The organism is Streptomyces sp. BoleA5 (assembly GCF_000373665.1).
Lineage (GTDB): Bacteria > Actinomycetota > Actinomycetes > Streptomycetales > Streptomycetaceae > Actinacidiphila.
Window position 1 is genome coordinate 40,114 of the sequence record NZ_KB892101.1, and the last position, 16,537, is coordinate 56,650.

Annotated in this window: 18 protein-coding genes; 7 read left to right on the plus strand and 11 right to left on the minus strand. The window is 73.5% G+C overall.

Translation table 11 applies throughout. The features are described 5' to 3' along the window. Window positions 1-47: 47 nt before the first annotated feature. The 7 genes from B085_RS0115935 to B085_RS0115965 form a co-directional block, all read right to left on the minus strand. The gene (locus B085_RS0115935) at window positions 48-233 is read right to left on the minus strand and encodes a hypothetical protein (protein WP_018559560.1); all 186 of its coding nucleotides are present in this window, start codon (window positions 231-233) and stop codon (window positions 48-50) included. A 313-nt stretch (window positions 234-546) separates the two neighbouring features. Beyond that, a complete protein-coding gene (locus tag B085_RS0115940) occupies window positions 547-1,221 on the minus strand; it encodes a hypothetical protein (protein ID WP_078619909.1) in 675 nt (224 codons plus the stop codon). A gap of 129 nt (window positions 1,222-1,350) precedes the next feature. Continuing rightward, the gene (locus tag B085_RS0115945; protein ID WP_018559562.1) at window positions 1,351-2,148 is read right to left on the minus strand and encodes a type III pantothenate kinase; all 798 of its coding nucleotides are present in this window, start codon (window positions 2,146-2,148) and stop codon (window positions 1,351-1,353) included. Then, window positions 2,148-3,158, minus strand: a complete 1,011-nt coding sequence (gene nadC / locus B085_RS0115950; RefSeq protein ID WP_018559563.1) for a carboxylating nicotinate-nucleotide diphosphorylase — start codon at window positions 3,156-3,158, stop codon at window positions 2,148-2,150. Before nadC ends, B085_RS0115945 begins: the two co-directional genes overlap by 1 nt. Further along, window positions 3,155-4,882, minus strand: a complete 1,728-nt coding sequence (locus B085_RS0115955; protein ID WP_018559564.1) for an L-aspartate oxidase — start codon at window positions 4,880-4,882, stop codon at window positions 3,155-3,157. The genes nadC and B085_RS0115955 overlap by 4 nt, the downstream gene beginning before the upstream one ends. After that, complete coding sequence (gene panC, locus B085_RS0115960) at window positions 4,879-5,733, minus strand: pantoate--beta-alanine ligase (protein ID WP_018559565.1); 855 nt, start codon at window positions 5,731-5,733, stop codon at window positions 4,879-4,881. The genes B085_RS0115955 and panC overlap by 4 nt, the downstream gene beginning before the upstream one ends. Further along, on the minus strand, window positions 5,730-6,665 hold the full coding sequence (locus tag B085_RS0115965) for a Rossmann-like and DUF2520 domain-containing protein (RefSeq protein ID WP_018559566.1): 936 nt from the start codon (window positions 6,663-6,665) through the stop codon (window positions 5,730-5,732). The genes panC and B085_RS0115965 overlap by 4 nt, the downstream gene beginning before the upstream one ends. Before the next feature lie 102 nt (window positions 6,666-6,767). On the opposite strand from B085_RS0115965, the gene B085_RS0115970 reads away from it, so the two are divergent. Continuing rightward, window positions 6,768-7,901: a threonine aldolase family protein gene (locus B085_RS0115970; RefSeq protein ID WP_018559567.1), complete on the plus strand. Its 1,134-nt coding sequence runs from the start codon at window positions 6,768-6,770 to the stop codon at window positions 7,899-7,901. A gap of 131 nt (window positions 7,902-8,032) precedes the next feature. Here the strand turns inward: B085_RS0115970 and B085_RS0115975 are convergent, their stop codons facing one another. From B085_RS0115975 to cdgB, 3 genes are all read right to left on the minus strand, one after another. Then, complete coding sequence (locus B085_RS0115975) at window positions 8,033-8,728, minus strand: response regulator (protein WP_018559568.1); 696 nt, start codon at window positions 8,726-8,728, stop codon at window positions 8,033-8,035. A gap of 82 nt (window positions 8,729-8,810) precedes the next feature. Then, window positions 8,811-10,004 (minus strand): sensor histidine kinase, encoded by a 1,194-nt coding sequence (locus tag B085_RS0115980; RefSeq protein ID WP_018559569.1) that lies wholly within the window; start codon window positions 10,002-10,004, stop codon window positions 8,811-8,813. A gap of 131 nt (window positions 10,005-10,135) precedes the next feature. Next, the gene (cdgB, locus tag B085_RS0115985) at window positions 10,136-11,782 is read right to left on the minus strand and encodes a diguanylate cyclase CdgB (RefSeq protein WP_018559570.1); all 1,647 of its coding nucleotides are present in this window, start codon (window positions 11,780-11,782) and stop codon (window positions 10,136-10,138) included. A gap of 407 nt (window positions 11,783-12,189) precedes the next feature. Between cdgB and B085_RS0115990 the strand changes: the two genes are divergently transcribed. Next, complete coding sequence (locus B085_RS0115990) at window positions 12,190-12,690, plus strand: flavin reductase family protein (RefSeq protein ID WP_018559571.1); 501 nt, start codon at window positions 12,190-12,192, stop codon at window positions 12,688-12,690. A 40-nt stretch (window positions 12,691-12,730) separates the two neighbouring features. Here the strand turns inward: B085_RS0115990 and arfB are convergent, their stop codons facing one another. After that, window positions 12,731-13,174, minus strand: a complete 444-nt coding sequence (gene arfB, locus B085_RS0115995; protein WP_026251084.1) for an alternative ribosome rescue aminoacyl-tRNA hydrolase ArfB — start codon at window positions 13,172-13,174, stop codon at window positions 12,731-12,733. A gap of 159 nt (window positions 13,175-13,333) precedes the next feature. Here arfB and B085_RS0116000 point away from each other — a divergent pair, with 159 nt between their 5' ends. From B085_RS0116000 to B085_RS0116020, 5 genes are all read left to right on the plus strand, one after another. Further along, window positions 13,334-13,909: a TerD family protein gene (locus B085_RS0116000; protein WP_026251085.1), complete on the plus strand. Its 576-nt coding sequence runs from the start codon at window positions 13,334-13,336 to the stop codon at window positions 13,907-13,909. Between the two features lie 99 nt (window positions 13,910-14,008). Beyond that, a complete protein-coding gene (locus B085_RS42615) occupies window positions 14,009-14,386 on the plus strand; it encodes a GNAT family N-acetyltransferase (RefSeq protein WP_202470825.1) in 378 nt (125 codons plus the stop codon). Window positions 14,387-14,474: 88 nt separating this feature from the next. Beyond that, window positions 14,475-14,969, plus strand: coding sequence for a hypothetical protein (locus B085_RS0116010; protein ID WP_018559574.1), 495 nt, complete (start codon window positions 14,475-14,477; stop codon window positions 14,967-14,969). A 55-nt stretch (window positions 14,970-15,024) separates the two neighbouring features. Then, entirely contained in the window at window positions 15,025-15,426 is a 402-nt protein-coding gene (locus B085_RS0116015; RefSeq protein WP_018559575.1) for an SHOCT domain-containing protein, read from the plus strand. A gap of 114 nt (window positions 15,427-15,540) precedes the next feature. Beyond that, window positions 15,541-16,515, plus strand: a complete 975-nt coding sequence (locus B085_RS0116020; protein WP_018559576.1) for a zinc-binding dehydrogenase — start codon at window positions 15,541-15,543, stop codon at window positions 16,513-16,515. Window positions 16,516-16,537 lie beyond the last annotated feature (22 nt).

Consider the following 16,537-nt stretch of genomic DNA (forward strand, 5'->3'; position numbering starts at 1 on the left):
ACTAGTTGCTTACGGGCGCATTGCCCGGAATGCCGGAAATATCGAGGTCACACCCGGTGCTCGGTGCCGCCCGGCCGCTGGGCCGGGGGCTGCGCGCCGGACAGCGCGGCGTCGACCACCGCGTCCTCCTTGGCCTTGTTGACCCCGCCCTGGCTCCTGATCAGCGTCCGGATGAGGAAGGTGAACGCGATGGCCATCACGGTGGGGGGCACGAGCGCGGAGACGTATTCCATGGCACCAGGGTAGCCACGCCCCGTACGCGCCCCGCGGCGGACCTCCCCCGGGTGGCGGAGGTCGGCCGGCAGGTCCTGCCGGGGCGCCGGTCCGGTCGCTCCGGGACGGCTGGCGCGCCCGTACGCGCCCTGGGGCGGACCGCCGCGGCCAGGACCGGCCAGGAGCGCAGCCGACACCTCGGAGGCCGCCGAACCGGCCGTCAGGGGGCACGCGGAGGCCGCGCCGGGGAGGGCGCGGCGCACCCGTGAACGCGCGGGAGACGTCACGGGAGGGACCCGTGACGTCTCCGGCAGGTCGTGCGCCGATCTCGCGTCAGCCCGTGGCGCGCTCCTCGGGCGGCGGCGCGGAGCGGCGGCGCGGCGGGAAGATCTCGGCCGGCGTGGGGACCTTGCGCTTCTCCTCCCCGGGCTCCGGCGCGGCCGGCTCGGCGGGGGGCGCCTTCGGCTCGGGTTTGGGGCCCGGCTTGGGGTCGTCGGAGGCGGACCGGCCGCCGGGCAGCGCGCGCAGCCGGGCCCTGCCCACGGAGGGCGGGCCGCAGGGTTGCGAGGGAGCGGGGATGCGCGCCTCCAGCCGGGCGCGCACGTCGAGTTCCGCCAGGTGCTCGCAGTGGCGCAGCACGGCCCGCCTGCGACGCGCCTCGGCGTCGGTGCACGGCGCGTCGTGCAGCCGGCGCAGCGCGGCGAGGTCGTCCGGCAGGGGCACGTAGCCCGTGTCGAGCGCTCCCGTCAGCCGCTCGAGGTACCCGGCGGCGCTGCCCGGCAGCGCCTCCCGGTACCTGGCGAGTTCGGCGAGCTGGAAGGTCCGCAGCCGCCCGCCCTCGCGGGCCGCCTCGTCGACGTCCTCGGCAAGGCGCAGATAGTCCCTGACCTCGTCGGGGGTGGGGATCATGGTGCTGGACTGGAGGGCCGCTGAGAGGGCGCGCCGGAGCACGCGCAGTTCATCCGCGCTGAACGCCATTCCGCCTCGGGACCCGTGTGGCGTGGGCATGGTCCGACTTTACGTACTAACCGGACAAAATACGCGTAACCAGATATGGCCGGGCGCGCCGCGTGCGTCCCCCGGCGGATCCGGCCGGCCGCAGGTCGCCGGGGCGTCAGCTCGTCAGTCGTCGGGTCGTCAGGTCGTGGACACGTTCCGCTCGTAGACCAGCCGAAGGCCTATCAGGGTCAGCCAGGGCTCGTGGACGTCGATGACCGCCGACTCGCCCAGCACCAGCGGCGCCAGTCCGCCGGTGGCGATGACCGTGACGTCGTCCGCGTCGTCGGCCAGCTCCCGCGCCATCCGCTCGGCCACGCCGTCCACCTGGCCCGCGAAACCGTAGAGGATGCCGGACTGCATGGCCTCGATGGTGTTCTTGCCGATGACGCTGCGCGGGCGGGTCAGCTCCACCTTGCGCAGCTGGGCACCGCGGGCGCCCAGCGCGTCCACCGAGATCTCGATGCCGGGGGCGATGGCGCCGCCCGCGTACTCGCCGCGCGCCGTGACCGCGTCGAAGGTGGTGGCCGTGCCGAAGTCCACCACGACGCACGGCCCGCCGTAGAGGTGCACGGCGGCCAGGGCGTTGATGATCCGGTCGGAGCCGACTTCCTTGGGGTTGTCGGTGAGCACCGGGACGCCGGTCTTGACGCCGGGCTCCACGAGCACCGCGGGCACGTCGCCGTAGTAGCGGCGCGTCACCTCACGCAGCTCGTGCAGCACCGAGGGGACGGTGGAGCAGATGGCGATCCCGTGGATGTTGTCGCCCAGTTCCTCGCCGAGCAGCGGGTGCATGCCCATCAGGCCCTGCATGAGCACGGCCATCTCGTCCGCCGTGCGGCGCGGGTCGGTGGAGACCCGCCAGTGCTCGACGATCTCGTCCCCGTCGAACAGCCCCAGGACGGTGTGGGTGTTGCCGACGTCGATGGTGAGCAGCATCAGTCCCGCTCCGACCCCTCGGACCGCAGGTCCAGTCCGATGTCCAGGATCGGCGAGGAGTGCGTCAGGGCGCCCACGGCCAGGTAGTCGACGCCGGTCGCGGCGTAGGCGCGGGCGTTGTCCAGGGTGAGCCGGCCGGAGGACTCCAGCAGGGCGCGGCCCGCGACGATGGCGACCGCCTCCTCCGTGTCGGAGGGGGTGAAGTTGTCCAGCAGGATCAGGTCGGCGCCCGCGTCCAGGACCTCGCGGACCTGGTGCAGGGTGTCGACCTCGACCTCGATCGCCAGCTCGGGGAACTCGTCGCGGACGGCCTTGAAGGCCGCCGCCACGCCGCCCGCGGCGACCACGTGGTTGTCCTTGACCAGGGCCGCGTCCGACAGCGACATGCGGTGGTTGACGCCGCCGCCGCAGCGCACCGCGTACTTCTCCAGCGCGCGCAGGCCCGGGGTCGTCTTCCGGGTGTCGCGGACCTTCGCCTTGGTGCCCTCCAGCGCGTCCGCCCAGCGGCGCGTGGCGGTGGCGATCCCGGACAGCCGGCACATCAGGTTGAGCGCACTGCGCTCCGCGGTCAGCAGGTCCCTCGTACGGGTGCGCACCGAGAGCAGCGTTTGACCGGCCTCGACCCGGTCGCCGTCCTCGACGTGCCGCTCGACCTCGAACTCGTCGGTGCACACGATGGACAGGACCGCCTCGGCGACCCGCAGCCCCGCGACCACACCGGCCTCGCGCGCGGTGAAGTCACCGGTGGCCATGGCGTCCTCGGGGATGGTGGCCACGGTGGTGACGTCCACCCCGCCGTCCAGGTCCTCCTCGATGGCCATGTGCGCGACGTCCTCGACCAGGACCGGGTCCAGCCCGGCGTCGACGAGCAGCTGCGCCAGATCGGGGTCGAGGCCGCACTCGCCCGGGTCGTGCGCGTATTCGCCGTCGGAACCGCAGCCGCAGCCGTCGCCGCAGCCACCGCCTCCGGCGCCGCCGATCTGCAGGAGGGGGAGGTCGGGCGTGCTCATCGCAGGTGCTCCGTTCCGGAACGGGTCGGGGGAAGGTCCGCCGTGGGGGTGGTGCGGATGGTGAGACTAGTGGGTGCGACGGGTGCCGCCGCACCGGACGGAAGCCGTACGACGATGTGCCTGCGCCAGTTCTCGTCGTCCCGCTCGGGGCGGTCCTCGCGCCAGTGGCAGCCGCGGGTCTCCTCGCGGCGGCGGGCCGCCTCCACCAGGACCCGGGCGACCAGGCAGAGGTTGGTCGCCTCCCAGCTCTCCACGCAGGGCTCGGCCGTCTTGCCGTCGCGCTCCAGCAGCTCCGCGGCCTCGGCGTACATCCGGCCCAGCGCCGCGGCCGCCTCGTCCAGGCTGGCCTCGCTGCGCAGCACCCCGGCGCCGCGCGTCATGATCCGCTGGATCTCGAAGCGCGCCCCGGCCGGCAGCAGCGGGAAGCGGCTCGGGTCGGGGACCACGGGGGCGCCGGGGGCCGCGGGGTGCTCGGCGATGTCGGCGGCGATGCGCTCGGCGAAGACCAGCCCCTCCAGGAGGGAGTTGGACGCCAGCCGGTTGGCGCCGTGCACGCCCGTGCAGGCGACCTCGCCGCACGCGTACAGGCCCGGCACCGTGGTGCGGCCGTGCAGGTCGGTGCGGACGCCGCCGGAGGCGTAGTGCGCGGCGGGGGCCACCGGGATCGGCCGGGTGACCGGGTCGATGCCGTTGGCGCGGCAGGCGGCCAGGATCGTCGGGAAGCGCCGCTCCCACATCCGCGCGCCGAAGTGCCGGCCGTCGAGGTACATGTGCTCGGTGCCGGTCTCCTGCATACGGCGCGTGATGCCCTTGGCGACGATGTCGCGGGGCGCCAGCTCGGCCAGCTCGTGCTGCCCCTGCATGAAGCGCACCCCGTCGGCGTCCACGAGGAAGGCGCCCTCCCCGCGCACGGCCTCGGAGACCAGCGGCTGCTGGCCCTCCGCGTCCGGGCCGAGGAAGAGCACCGTCGGGTGGAACTGGACGAACTCCAGGTCCGAGACCTCCGCGCCGGCGCGCAGCGCGAGGGCCACCCCGTCGCCCGTGGACACCGCCGGGTTGGTCGTGGCCGAGAAGACCTGCCCCATGCCGCCGGTCGCCAGCACCACGGCGCGGGCCCGCACGGAGCCGACGCCGTCGCGCTGTCCCTCGCCCATGACGTGCAGGGTGACGCCCGCGGCGCGGCCCTCGGCGTCGGTCAGCAGGTCCAGCACGAGCGCGTTCTCGATGAACTCGATCCCTGCCTCGCGCACGGCCTCGATCAGCGCCCGGGAGATCTCCAGGCCCGTCGCGTCGCCGCCCGCGTGCGCGATCCGGCGGCGGTGGTGACCGCCCTCCCGGGTCAGCAGGATCTCGCCCGTCGTCTCGCTGGTGTCGAAGTGCGCGCCCGTCGCGATCAGCCGGCGGACGGCGTCGGGGCCCTCGGTGACCAGGGTGCGCACGGCCTCCTCGTCGCAGAGCCCGGCGCCCGCCACCAAGGTGTCGTCCAGGTGCTGCTCGGGGGTGTCGCCCTCGCCCAGGGCGGCGGCGATGCCGCCCTGCGCCCAGCGCGTGGAGCCGTCGTCGAGCCGTGCCTTGGTGACGACGGTGACCTTGGCGCCCTGCGCCGCGCAGCGCAGCGCGACCGTCAGCCCGGCGACGCCGGAACCGACGACCACCACGTCCGCCTCGTGCTCCCAGCCGGGAGCGGGGGCGTGCAGCCGTATGCCTGTACCTGTGCCGCTCATCGGCGGACTCCGAACTCCAGGGGGACGTTGTCGATCAGCCGTGTCGTGCCGACCTTGGCGGCGACGGCGAGCACCGCCGGCCCGGTGTGGCCGGGGGCGGCCTCGGTGAAGTCGACCGGGTCGATCAGGGCGAGGTAGTCCACCGCCAGGCCGTCGCCCTTCTCCAGCACCGTCCGGGCCGCCGCCCGTACGGCGTCCGGGCCGTCGCCCTGCGCCTCACGACCCGCGAACAGGGCCCGCGAGAGGGTGAGGGCGCTCTCGCGGTCGCCTTCGGAGAGATAGCGGTTGCGGCTGGACAGGGCCAGGCCGTCCGGTTCGCGGACCGTGGGCACGCCGACGATCTCGGCCGGGAAGTTCAGGTCCGTCACCATGCGGCGGATCAGGGCCAGTTGCTGGGCGTCCTTCTGGCCGTAGAACGCCACGTCCGGCCGGGTCAGGTGGAGCAGCTTGGCGACGACGGTCAGCATGCCGTCGAAGTGGCCGGGACGCGAGGCGCCCTCGTAGCCCTCGCCCATCGGCCCGGCGCTGATCCGCACCTGCGGCCGCCCGCCGGGGTACACCTCGTCGACGGAGGGCGCGAAGACGAGGTCGGCGCCGGCCCGGCCGGCGGTCGCGACGTCGGCGTCGAGGGTGCGCGGGTAGCGGTCGAAGTCCTCGTTCGGCCCGAACTGCAGCGGGTTGACGAAGACGGTGACGACGACGGTGCCGTCCCCCACTCGCTCGCGGGCGGTCCGTACGAGCGTGGCGTGCCCCTCGTGCAGCGCGCCCATGGTCATGACGACGCCGACGGGGCCGGGCCGGCCCTCGACGGCCTCCCGCAGTTCGCGCGCGGTGTGCACCAGCCCGGTCATCGCTCTCCCCCCTCGGCGCCGTCCCCCAGGACTCCCAGCAGCGCCTCGGCGAACTCCGCCTTCAGCATTCCGCCCGCCAGCGCGCGGTCCGCCGTGGCGCGGGCCATCGCGAGGTACGGGGCCACCATCTCCGGTGCGTGCAGGCGCAGTTCGGCCAGGTGCGCCGCGACCGTGCCGGCGTCGCCGCGGGCGACCGGGCCGGTCAGGGCGGCGTCACCGGAACGCAGGGCGTTGTCCAGGGCCGCCCCCAGCAGCGGGCCCAGCATGCGGCCGGGCTCGGCGACGCCCGAGGCGCGCAGCAGTTCCATGGACTGGGCGACCAGGGTGACCAGGTGGTTCGCGCCGATCGCCAGGCCCGCGTGGTAGAGCGGACGCGCCGACTCCTCGATCCACTCGGGCTCGCCGCCCATCTCGATCACCAGGGCCTCGGCCGCCATCCGCAGCTCCGCGGGGGCCGTGACGCCGAAGGAGCAGCCCGCCAGCCGCTGCACGTCGACGGAGGTGCCGGTGAAGGTCATCGCGGGGTGCAGCGCCAGCGGCAGCGCACCCGCGCGCAGGGCGGGCGTCAGCACGCCGGTCCCGTACCGGCCCGAGGTGTGCACCAGCAGCTGGCCCGGCCGTACGGCCCCGGTCTCCGCGAGGCCGGTCACCAGCCCGGGCAGCGCGTCGTCCGGCACGGTCAGCAGGACGAGCTCCGCGCGGGCCAGCACCTCGGCGGGCTCCACCATCGGCACGTCGGGCAGCAGCGCGGCGGCGCGGCGGCGTGAGAGGTCGGACACACCCGACGCCGCGACCGGATGGTGCCCGGCCAGTTTCAGCGCGGCCGCGAGCGCGGGCCCGACCCGCCCCGCGCCGACGACACCGACCGTGAGCCGCGCGGGGCGGGCCTCCACGTCGGGGGGCAGGGGCCCCGGGGTGTGCGATGCGTTCACGCTGCGCTGGCCTTCCGTTCCAGTCCTCACGGGGGTACCGGACGTTCTCGTCAATGCTACGCGAATGTTTCCCGGCGCCCTCCGGGGCGGCAGGATCGGTCCATGACCTCTGCCGATGACGAGAAGGCGCGGCGCACAGCCGCCGTACGCTCCTGCGACCGCGTGCTGTCCTACGGGAAGCCCGCCACGATGCGCGAACGGCTGGCCAGGCTGGCCGGACGGGACGGCCTTGACGGCCGCGTGGACACGTACGGCGACGGGATCGTGGCCGAGCTGGAACAGCGGGTGGCCGGGCTGCTCGGCACGGAGGAGGCCGTCTGGTTCCCCACCGGGACGATGGCCCAGCAGGTCGCCCTGCGCTGCTGGGCGGGACGCACCGGCAGCCCCGTCGTCGCGCTGCACCCGCTGGCCCACCCCGAGATGCACGAGCGCGGCGCGCTGTCCGCGCTGAGCGGGCTGCGGACCGTCCACCCCACCACGGCCCGCCGGATACCCGACGCCGACGAAGTACGCGGCATGGACGAGCCCTTCGGCACGCTGATGCTCGAACTCCCGCTCCGGGACGCCGGCTTCGTCCTTCCCACCTGGGACGAACTCACCGCCATCGTCGCCGCGGCACGCGAGCGCGACGCCGTCGTCCACTTCGACGGGGCCCGCCTGTGGGAGTGCCCGCCGCACTTCGGGCACCCCCTGGACGAGATCGCCGGCCTCGCCGACAGCGTGTACGTCTCCTTCTACAAGTCCCTCGGCGGCGTCTCCGGCGCCGCCCTGGCCGGCTCCGCCGACCTCGCCGCCGAGGCGCGCACCTGGCGGCACCGATACGGCGGCCTGGTCTTCCAGCAGTGGCCCGCGGTGCTGGCCGCCCTCGACGGGCTCGACCACGAACTGCCGCGCCTGCCGGAGTACGTCGCCCACGCGAAGGGCGTCGCGGCGGCTTTGCGGGACGCGTTCGCCGAGGGGGCGGGCTGGGTCCGGGTGCACCCGGAGGTACCGCACACGCACCAGTTCCAGGTGTGGCTGGCCGAATCCCCGGACGTCCTCGACGAGGCCACGGTGCGGCAGGCCGAGGAGACCAAGACGGCGCTCTTCGGGCGCTGGGCGGAGGCGGAGGTGCCGGGGGTCGCGATGACGGAGGTCACGGTGGGGGCGTCCGCGCTCGAGTGGGACGACGCCGCCGTGCGGGACGCTGTCGCGGACTTCCTCCACCTCGTGGACGCCGTGCGCGGTACCGCCTGAGGCGTGTGGGGCCGGTTGTGGGGTGCGGGTTGTCTGCGCCTGCGGCGGGCTGTCCCCCGCCCGCCGCAGGCGCAACGGACCGGCGCACACCAACGCGCCGCAACCACAACCACCCCGCACAGACGAAGGCCTCAGGCCGTCCCCCCACCGCCGCCCGCCCGAACCAGCCCCGTCTCGTACGCGAGAACCACCGCCTGCACGCGATCCCGAAGCCCCAGCTTCGTGAGGATGCGTCCCACATGCGTCTTCACCGTCGCCTCGCTGAGCACCAGCTTCGCCGCGATCTCCCCGTTGGACAGCCCCTGGGCGACCAGCAGCAGCACCTCGCGCTCACGGTCCGTCAGCCGGTCCAGCTCCTTGTGCGTCGGCTGGCTCGCGCTCGGCAGCAGCGGGGTGAAGCGGTCGAGCAGGCGCCGGGTGGTGCTGGGGGCGACGACCGCGTCGCCGCTGTGGACGGCGCGGATCGCCGCGAGCAGCTCGTCCGGGGGGACGTCCTTGAGCATGAAGCCGCTCGCGCCGGCCTTGAGGGCGGAGAAGGCGTACTCGTCGAGGTCGAAGGTGGTCAGGATGAGTACGCGGGGGCCGCCGTCGTCGGGGGTGCGGTCGGGCGCGCCGCAGATCTGGCGGGTGGCCTCGACGCCGTCCAGGCGCGGCATCCGGACGTCCATGAGGACCACGTCCACCGGGGTGGTGCGCAGGGTCTCGACGGCCTCCGCGCCGTCCCCGGCCTCGGCGACGACCTCCATGTCGGGCTGGGCCTGCAGCACCATGCGGAAGCCGGTGCGCAGGAGCACCTGGTCGTCGACGAGCATCACGCGGATCGCCATGGGTCCGGTCCTCTTTCCCTTTGCCTGTGGTCTCTGTTTCCCGCCGTCATACGACGCATCCCCCGTGGCACGGCGCATCCCCCTAGCGCGCGGTCTTCACCGGGAGCACCGCGCTGATGCGGAAGCCCCCGCCGGGGCGCGGTCCGGCGTCCAGGGTGCCGCTGACCATGCCGACGCGTTCGCGCATGCCGATGAGGCCCTGGCCCTGGCCGTCCTCGCCGCCGCCTTCGTACAGCTCCTGCTGGGCGCCGCGCCCGTCGTCCTCGATGAGGAGGCTGAGTTCGCCGTCGCCGAAGGTGAGCCGGACCGTGGCGTGCGCCTCGGGCCCGCCGTGCTTGCGGGTGTTGGTGAGCGCCTCCTGCACGATGCGGTAGGCGGTGAGCTCGACGCCGCTGGCGAGCGGCCGGGACTCCCCCTCGACGTCGAAGGCGACGGGCAGCCCCGCGCCCCGGACCTGCTCTATGAGGTCGGTCAGCTGGTCGACACCCGGCTGGGGTACGTACTCTCCGCCGCCGTCGTCTCCGGCGCGCAGCACCCCGAGGAGGCGGCGCATCTCGGTGAGCGCCTGGCGGCCGGTGGTGGAGATGGTCTCCAGCGCCTGCTTGGCCTGCTCGGGCGAGGCGTCCAGCACATAGGCGGCGCCGTCGGCCTGGACGACCATGACGGAGACGTTGTGCGCGACGACGTCGTGCAGTTCGCGGGCGATGCGCGCGCGTTCGGCGGCGACCGCGGCCTTGGACTGGGCCTCGCGTTCGCGCTGCAGGCGGGCGGCGCGCTCCTCCAGCTCGGCGTAGTAGGCGCGGCGGGTGCGGAGGCTGTCGCCGATGACCCAGGCGAGCAGGAAGGGGACGGCGAGGAAGACGGCGGAGACGGCGTCGGCCCACTGGCCGTCCGTCTCGTTGGGCCAGCGCAGCGTGGAGATGGTGGAGGCGACCAGTCCGCCGGCGAAGGCCATCCGGGAGGCCCATCGGGCGCCGTTGGCCGCGACGGTGTAGATGATCACCAGCATGGCGAAGTCGCCCGGGTTGGCCTGGACGTCAAGCACCAGCTGGAGCACCCCGACGAGGATGCCGAGCAGCAGCATCTTCTCCGGCATGCGGCGGCGCAGTGCGACCACGGTGGACAGCGCGAGCGCCAGCGGCACGGCGGCGGCCCGGGAGTGCGCGTGCAGTTCGTCGTTGGCGATCCACAGGGAGGAGAACCCGAGCAGGACGAGAGCCCAGAAGCTGTCGACCCAGGTCGGGTGCCTGCGGAGGAAATCGTAGAGACGCTGCACGTAACCCAGCGTAGGTATTCCGGATATGTGCAGGAGTCAACCGGAGGAGCGATCCGGGGTACTCCCCAGGGTGGACGCGTGCCCTCCGCCGAGGAGGAGACGGGCCGCCCGGGGGGCGCGCCCCCGCCCGGTCAGCCCGCGGCGCGGCGGTGGCCGCGGGTGCCGTTGCGGGAGCGCTTCTCGATGTACATGCGCTGGTCCGCGGACTGCAGCACCTCGTCCGCGGTCATCCCGCAGCCGGCCCAGCCGATGCCGAAGCTGGCGCCGACCCGGACCGCGCGGCCCTCGAAGCGGATCGGCGGGATGATCGCGTTGCGCAGGCGGACGGCGAGGTCCTCGGCGTCCTCGCGGCCGAGGCCGTCGGCGAGGACGACGAACTCGTCGCCGCCCAGCCGGGCCACCGTGTCGCCGTCGCGCACCGCGCTGGTGAGGCGGCGGGCGACCTCGATGAGCACGGCGTCGCCGGTGTGGTGCCCGAAGCGGTCGTTGATCGACTTGAAGCCGTCCAGGTCGCAGAAGAGCACGGCCAGGCCCTTGCCGCCGTCCCCCACGTCGGACGGCTGGACGGTGTGGGTGTGGTGGTCGAAGCCGGCCAGCCGGGCGCTGCCGTCGACCGGGTCGTAGTCGTAGGTGTAGGCGAACTCGTCGGTGCCCGCGTGGGCGGCCGTGTGGCCGTCGGCGTCCGGGGCCTGCGGGCGGGCGCAGATCTTGCCGGACAGCCGGGCGCGCAGCTCGGCGCTGTTGGGCAGCCCGGTGAGCGAGTCGTGGCTGGCGCGGTGGGCGAGGGCGATCTCGCGGCCCTTGCGTTCCTCGATGTCCTCGACGTGGGTGAGCAGGAAGCGCGGGCCGTCGGCGGTGTCGGCGACGACGGAGTTGCGCAGGCTGACCCAGACGTAGCTGCCGTCGCGGCGCTGCAGCCGCAGTTCGGCGCGGCCGCCCTCGGCGCTGGTGCGCAGCAGGACGCCGACGTCCTCGGGGTGGACGAGGTCGGAGAAGGAGTGGCGGCGCAGCACCGCGGCGGGGCGGCCGAGCAGCCGGCACAGCGCGTCGTTGGTCCGGACGAGCTTACCGTGCTGGTCGCCGCCCATCTCGGCGATGGCCATGCCGCTGGGGGCGTACTCGAAGGCCTGCCGGAAGCTCTCCTCGCTGGCCCGCAGCGCCTGTTGCTCGCGCTCCAGACGGACCAGGGCGCGTTGCATATTTGCACGTAGACGCGCGTTGCTGATGGCGATGGCGGACTGGAAGGCGTACATCTGCAACGCCTCGCGGCCCCACGGTCCGGGACGGCGGCCGCCCACGGGGCGGTCGACGGAGATGACGCCGATCAGTTCGCCGGCCCCGGCCGGGTTGGCGTGCATGGGGGCGAGGAGGCGGTCCTCGGGGTGCCACTCGTCGGGGAAGCGGGGCGGCAGGCCGTCACCGGGCCAGCTGGGGACGTCGTCGCCGTCCAGCACCCAGCCCTCGTGGTGGGGTATGAAGCGCAGGGTGCCCCAGCGCTCCCCCATCGTGAGCCGGCGCTCCCAGGAGGCGCGCGAGCCGACCCGGCCGGCCATCAGGGCCTCCGCGGCGGCGCTCCCGGAGACGGCGGCGACGACCAGGTCGCCGTCGGGGCGGACGAGGTTGACCACGGCCAGTTCGAAGCCGAGGCCCTTGACGACGCCGTCGGCCACGGCCTGCAGGGTGTCGGCGAGACTGCGCGCGCAGTTGAGGTCCGCCACGACCTGGTGCACCTGGCGCAGGGTCGCGAGGCGGACATACGGCTCCGACTCGGTGTCCATGCGCTCTCCCCGGGCCCTCGACGACAACTCTGGAACTGCTTGTGGTCCGTTGTGGTCCAATTCCCACCGCAACTGAATCACAGCGAGCAGTTCGACCGGTACACAGGGTCAACAATTCATGCCCCTTGTGACTCAAGTCACATCTGATTGTCGTGTTCCGATCACGCAGCGTAGAGCAGACCGGGTGTCCCTCCTCACCCATTGAACACAATCGAGCAGGTGAGCGGGGGTTGTACGACCGGAGGCGGGTACGGCCGGAGGTCCTAGGACCCGGCTCGATCCGAAGTCCGATGCGGGTGGTGCGGCAGTCCGGCTAGCGTCGGGGCGTGTCACAGTCAACCACCTCCGCGCCCCGCATCCCGCATCCTGGGACCGTGCCCGACGGTTCCGAGCCACCCCTGTCCGGCGTGGACAGCGACGCCTTCCGCGCCGTCATGAGCCGCCTCGCCGCGGGGGTGGTCCTGGTGACCGCCCACGACCCCGAGGACGGCCCGCGGGGGGAGGACGTCGGCATGACCGCGACCGCCTTCGTCTCGGTCTCCCTGGAGCCGCCCCTGGTGATGGTGAGCCTGCGCGAGGGATCCCGGATGGACGAGCTGCTGGAGCGCCAGGGGCGCTGGGCGGTGTCCGTGCTCAGCGAGAGCCAGCGGCACATCGCCGGGCGCTTCGCGATGCGCGGCCGCATCAGCGACCGGCTGCTCTTCGAGGACGTGGCCTACTACCGCGGCGAGGCCTCGGGCGCCCCGATCCTCGGCGGCGGCCTGGCCGTGCTCGAGTGCGAGACCGAGCAGCGCGTCCCGGCGGGGGACCACACCCTGGTGATCGCCCGCGTGCTGACCGCGCGCACCCCCAGCGCGGACGGCGCGCCGCTGATGTACTTCCGGGGTCGCTACCGGCACCTCGGCTGAGGCGCGGCGCGGGAACCCGCGGCAAGGACACCTCTCGGGCTCAGGACCAGCCCCGCGGGTCGCGGCCGCGCTTGGTGTCGCCGCGGCGCTTCTTCTCCTTCAGCCGCCGCTCGTTGATGCCGCGCGGGATCTTCGTGGGCCTGCGCGCCTTGGGCGGCGGCGCGGTCGCCTCGGCGAGCAGCGCCGCCAGCCGGGTCATCGCCGCCTCGCGGTTGCGCCACTGCGAGCGGTGCTCGGAGGCCCGTACCACCAGGACGCCGCCCACCAGGCGGGAGGCGAGCCGCTCCAGGGCGCGCTGCTTCCACACCGTGGGCAGCGAATCGGAATTGGCGAGATCGAATCGCAGCTCGACCTGGCTGTCCGAGGTGTTCACATGCTGGCCGCCCGGTCCGGACGAACGGGAGAAACGCCACATCAGCTCGGCCTCCGGTACGGAGACCGAGCCGCGGACGACGAGTGGAGGCGGCCCTGACATGCCTCCCATGATCCCGCCGACGGCCGCCGGAGTCACAGGATTTTCCGGGACATGGCCCCGGAGGCGGTTTTCGCCGTAAAGGAACCAAGCCGGCCTCTCACGACGTTCCCCCCTGTGAAGGTAGCGTCGACGTCGGCACGAATGACCGACATCACGGAGGGGACTCCCATGGCTGTAAGCCTGTCGAAGGGCGGCAACGTCTCGCTCACCAAGGAAGCACCGGGCCTGACGGCCATCACGGTGGGCCTGGGCTGGGACGTGCGCACGACCACCGGCACCGACTTCGACCTCGACGCGAGCGCCATCGCGCTCAACCCGAGCGGCAAGGTCTACGCGGACCCTTACTTCGTCTTCTTCAACAACAAGCAGACGCCGGACCAGAGCATCGTCCACACCGGCGACAACCGCACCGGCGAGGGCGCGGGCGACGACGAGGCCATCAACGTCAACCTGGCGGGGCTGCCCGGCGACGTCGAGCGGATCGTCTTCCCCGTCTCGATCTACGACGCCGAGACCCGCAGCCAGAACTTCGGCCAGGTGCGCAACGCCTACATCCGCATCGTCAACCAGGCCGGCGGCGCCGAGATCGCCCGCTACGACCTCAGCGAGGACGCCGCCACCGAGACCGCCATGGTCTTCGGCGAGCTCTACCGCAACGGCGCCGAGTGGAAGTTCCGCGCGGTCGGCCAGGGCTACGCCTCCGGCCTCGCCGGCATCGCCACCGACTTCGGTGTCGGCCTCTGACACCGGCCGGTTGCCGAGAGCCTCACTCGATGAGGCGCCTCATGCCCCGCACGCGACGAGCGTGCGGGGCATGCTGGTGCTCGAACCCCTCGTGCCGGTGTGACGGAGGTGTACGCCTCCAACCCCGGCTTCCACCGCGCCACCGGGGACTTCCCCGCCCCCGGATCCGTCACCCCGGAGCAGGTCGCGAGCAGCGTCGCCGCCGAACTCTCGCACCCCGCCGCGGAGGTGCTGCCCGCCCGCGACGACGCGGACGGGAGCCTCGTGGGCCTCGCCGAGCACCCGGACCCCGCCGACCCGTTCCCCTGGATCGGCCTGCTGATGGTGCACGGGAGCCGGCACCGCTCGGGCCTGGGCCGCGAGATCGCCGGACTGGTCGAGGAACGGCTGCGCGCGCGAGGGCGGGGGTGCGCCTGGCGGTCCTCGACAGCAACCCGGGCGCGCCGGCGTTCTGGCGGTCGCTCGGCCACCGCGTGATCGACCACCGTGAGGACCGGCGGACGGGCCGCCCCTGCTCCGTCCTCCACAAGAACCTGCCGCCGGGGCCGCCACGTACCATCGGCGGGTGATCGACCTCGGCTACTCGCTCTCCCGCCGCTTTCCCGACCCCCCGCAGACCGACTACCGCACCGCCGACGTACGGGCGCTGCGCCACGACCTGTTCTGCGGGGACGTCTACGTGGCGGACGTGACGGCCGACCGCGAACTGTCCACAGCCTGGGGATGGGTGCCCGTCCTCGACTTCGCGTGGGCGCTCTGCGACATCGTCGAGCAGCTGGACCGCGACCCGCTCGGCAGCCGTGCGGCCCGCCCCCAGTACGCCGAGCTGGACTTCACCGAGTCCGCCGACCGGCTGCGCTTCCGGCGCCGCTTCGGATTCGTCGACGTCAGCGCCGACTGGGCGCCGGACGACCGGCCGCTCTCCCTCGCCCACGCCGAGCTGCGCCGCGAGGCCCGCGACTTCCTGCACGACCTGGTCGCCGACCTCGCCGACATGCACGACGGCCTCGACACGAACCCGGTGATCTGGGAACTGACGGCGCGTTTCCCCCGGCTGTAGCCCGAACGGCGCAATCCCGGGTGCGGGACCCGTTCGGCCGTCGTCCACTTGGGGCATGGACGACTACCCTCTGCTGAACCTCTTCTGGACGATGCTCCTGATCTTCTGCTGGGTGCTGTGGTTCTTCCTGCTCTTCAGGATCATCGGGGACCTCTTCCGCGACCACACCGTCGGCGGCTGGGCCAAGGCCGGCTGGATCATCGTGCTGATCTTCCTGCCGTTCATCGGCGTGCTGATCTACGTCATCGCCAGGGGCAGGGGCATGGCGGAGCGCGACCAGAAGCAGGCGAAGGAAATGGACGCGGCCTTCAAGCAGTACGTGCGGGAGGCCGCCGCGGGCGAGGGCGGAGCGGCGGGCGGCAACGTCGACCAGCTGTCCAAGCTCGCCGAGCTCAAGAGCCAGGGCCACATCACCGAGGACGAGTACACCAAGGCGAAGGCGAAGCTCCTCGCTTGACCTGCTCGACGTTTGACCTGCTCGACGGGCTTGACCTCGACCTCGCTCGAGGTTGAACAGTGGGCGGTGCGGATCATCCGACCGCCCACTGCGTCATGTCCAGGGGGAAGCACCGTGCACGCCATCCGTCTCCACGCGTTCGGCCCGGCAGGCAACCTGCGCCACGAGAAGACCGGGGATCCGGAACCCGGCCCCGGCGAGGTGCGCATCGCTGTCGCCGCCGCGGGTGTCCATGTGATCGACACGGCCATCCGCTCCGGCGACCCCAAGGGCCCCTACCCGCTGCCCGAACTGCCCACGGTCCCCGGCCGCGAGGTGGCCGGCACCGTGGAGGCCACCGGGGAGGGCGTCGGCCCGGAGTGGCTCGGCCGGCCCGTCGTCGCCCATCTCGGCACGGTGCCGGGCGGATACGCCGAACTCGCGGTCACCGCCGTCGAGAAGCTCCACGTACTGCCGGACGGCCGCGACGCCGCCGAAGCCGTCGCCATGATCGGAACCGGCCGCACGGCCATGGGCATCCTGCGCCAGACGCCCCTCGGCCCCGCCGACACGGTCGTGGTCACCGCGGCGGCGGGCGGTCTCGGCAGCCTGCTGGTGCAGGCGGCGCACGCCGCGGGCGCGGTCGTCCTCGGGCTCGCCGGCGGGCCCGCCAAGACCGCTCGCGTCCTGGAGCTGGGCGCGGACGCCGCCGTCGACTACTCCGCCGAGGGCTGGACGGACACGGCCGAAAAGGCCCTGGCCGGGCGGCCGGGCACGGTCGTCCTCGACGCCGTCGGCGGCGGCCTCGGACGCGGCGCGGTGGACCTGCTGGGCCCCGGCGGGCGGTACGTCGTGTACGGCTGGGCGTCCGGCGGGCCGCTGCGGTTCACGCCCGGGGAACTGGCCGCGCGCGGCATCACCTCTTCGGTGGTCCTCGGTCCGCCCATGCTGCGGATCGGCCTGCGGACGCTGGAGGAGGAGGCCCTCGCCGCGTGGACGTCCGGCCGGCTCACCCCCGTGGTGCAGCGCTTCCCGCTCGCCGAGGCCGCCGCCGCGCACACGGCGCTGGAGGGCCGCGGCACGATGGGCAAGGTCGTCCTCGTGCCGTAGGGGCCGCGGCACCGGTTGCCGG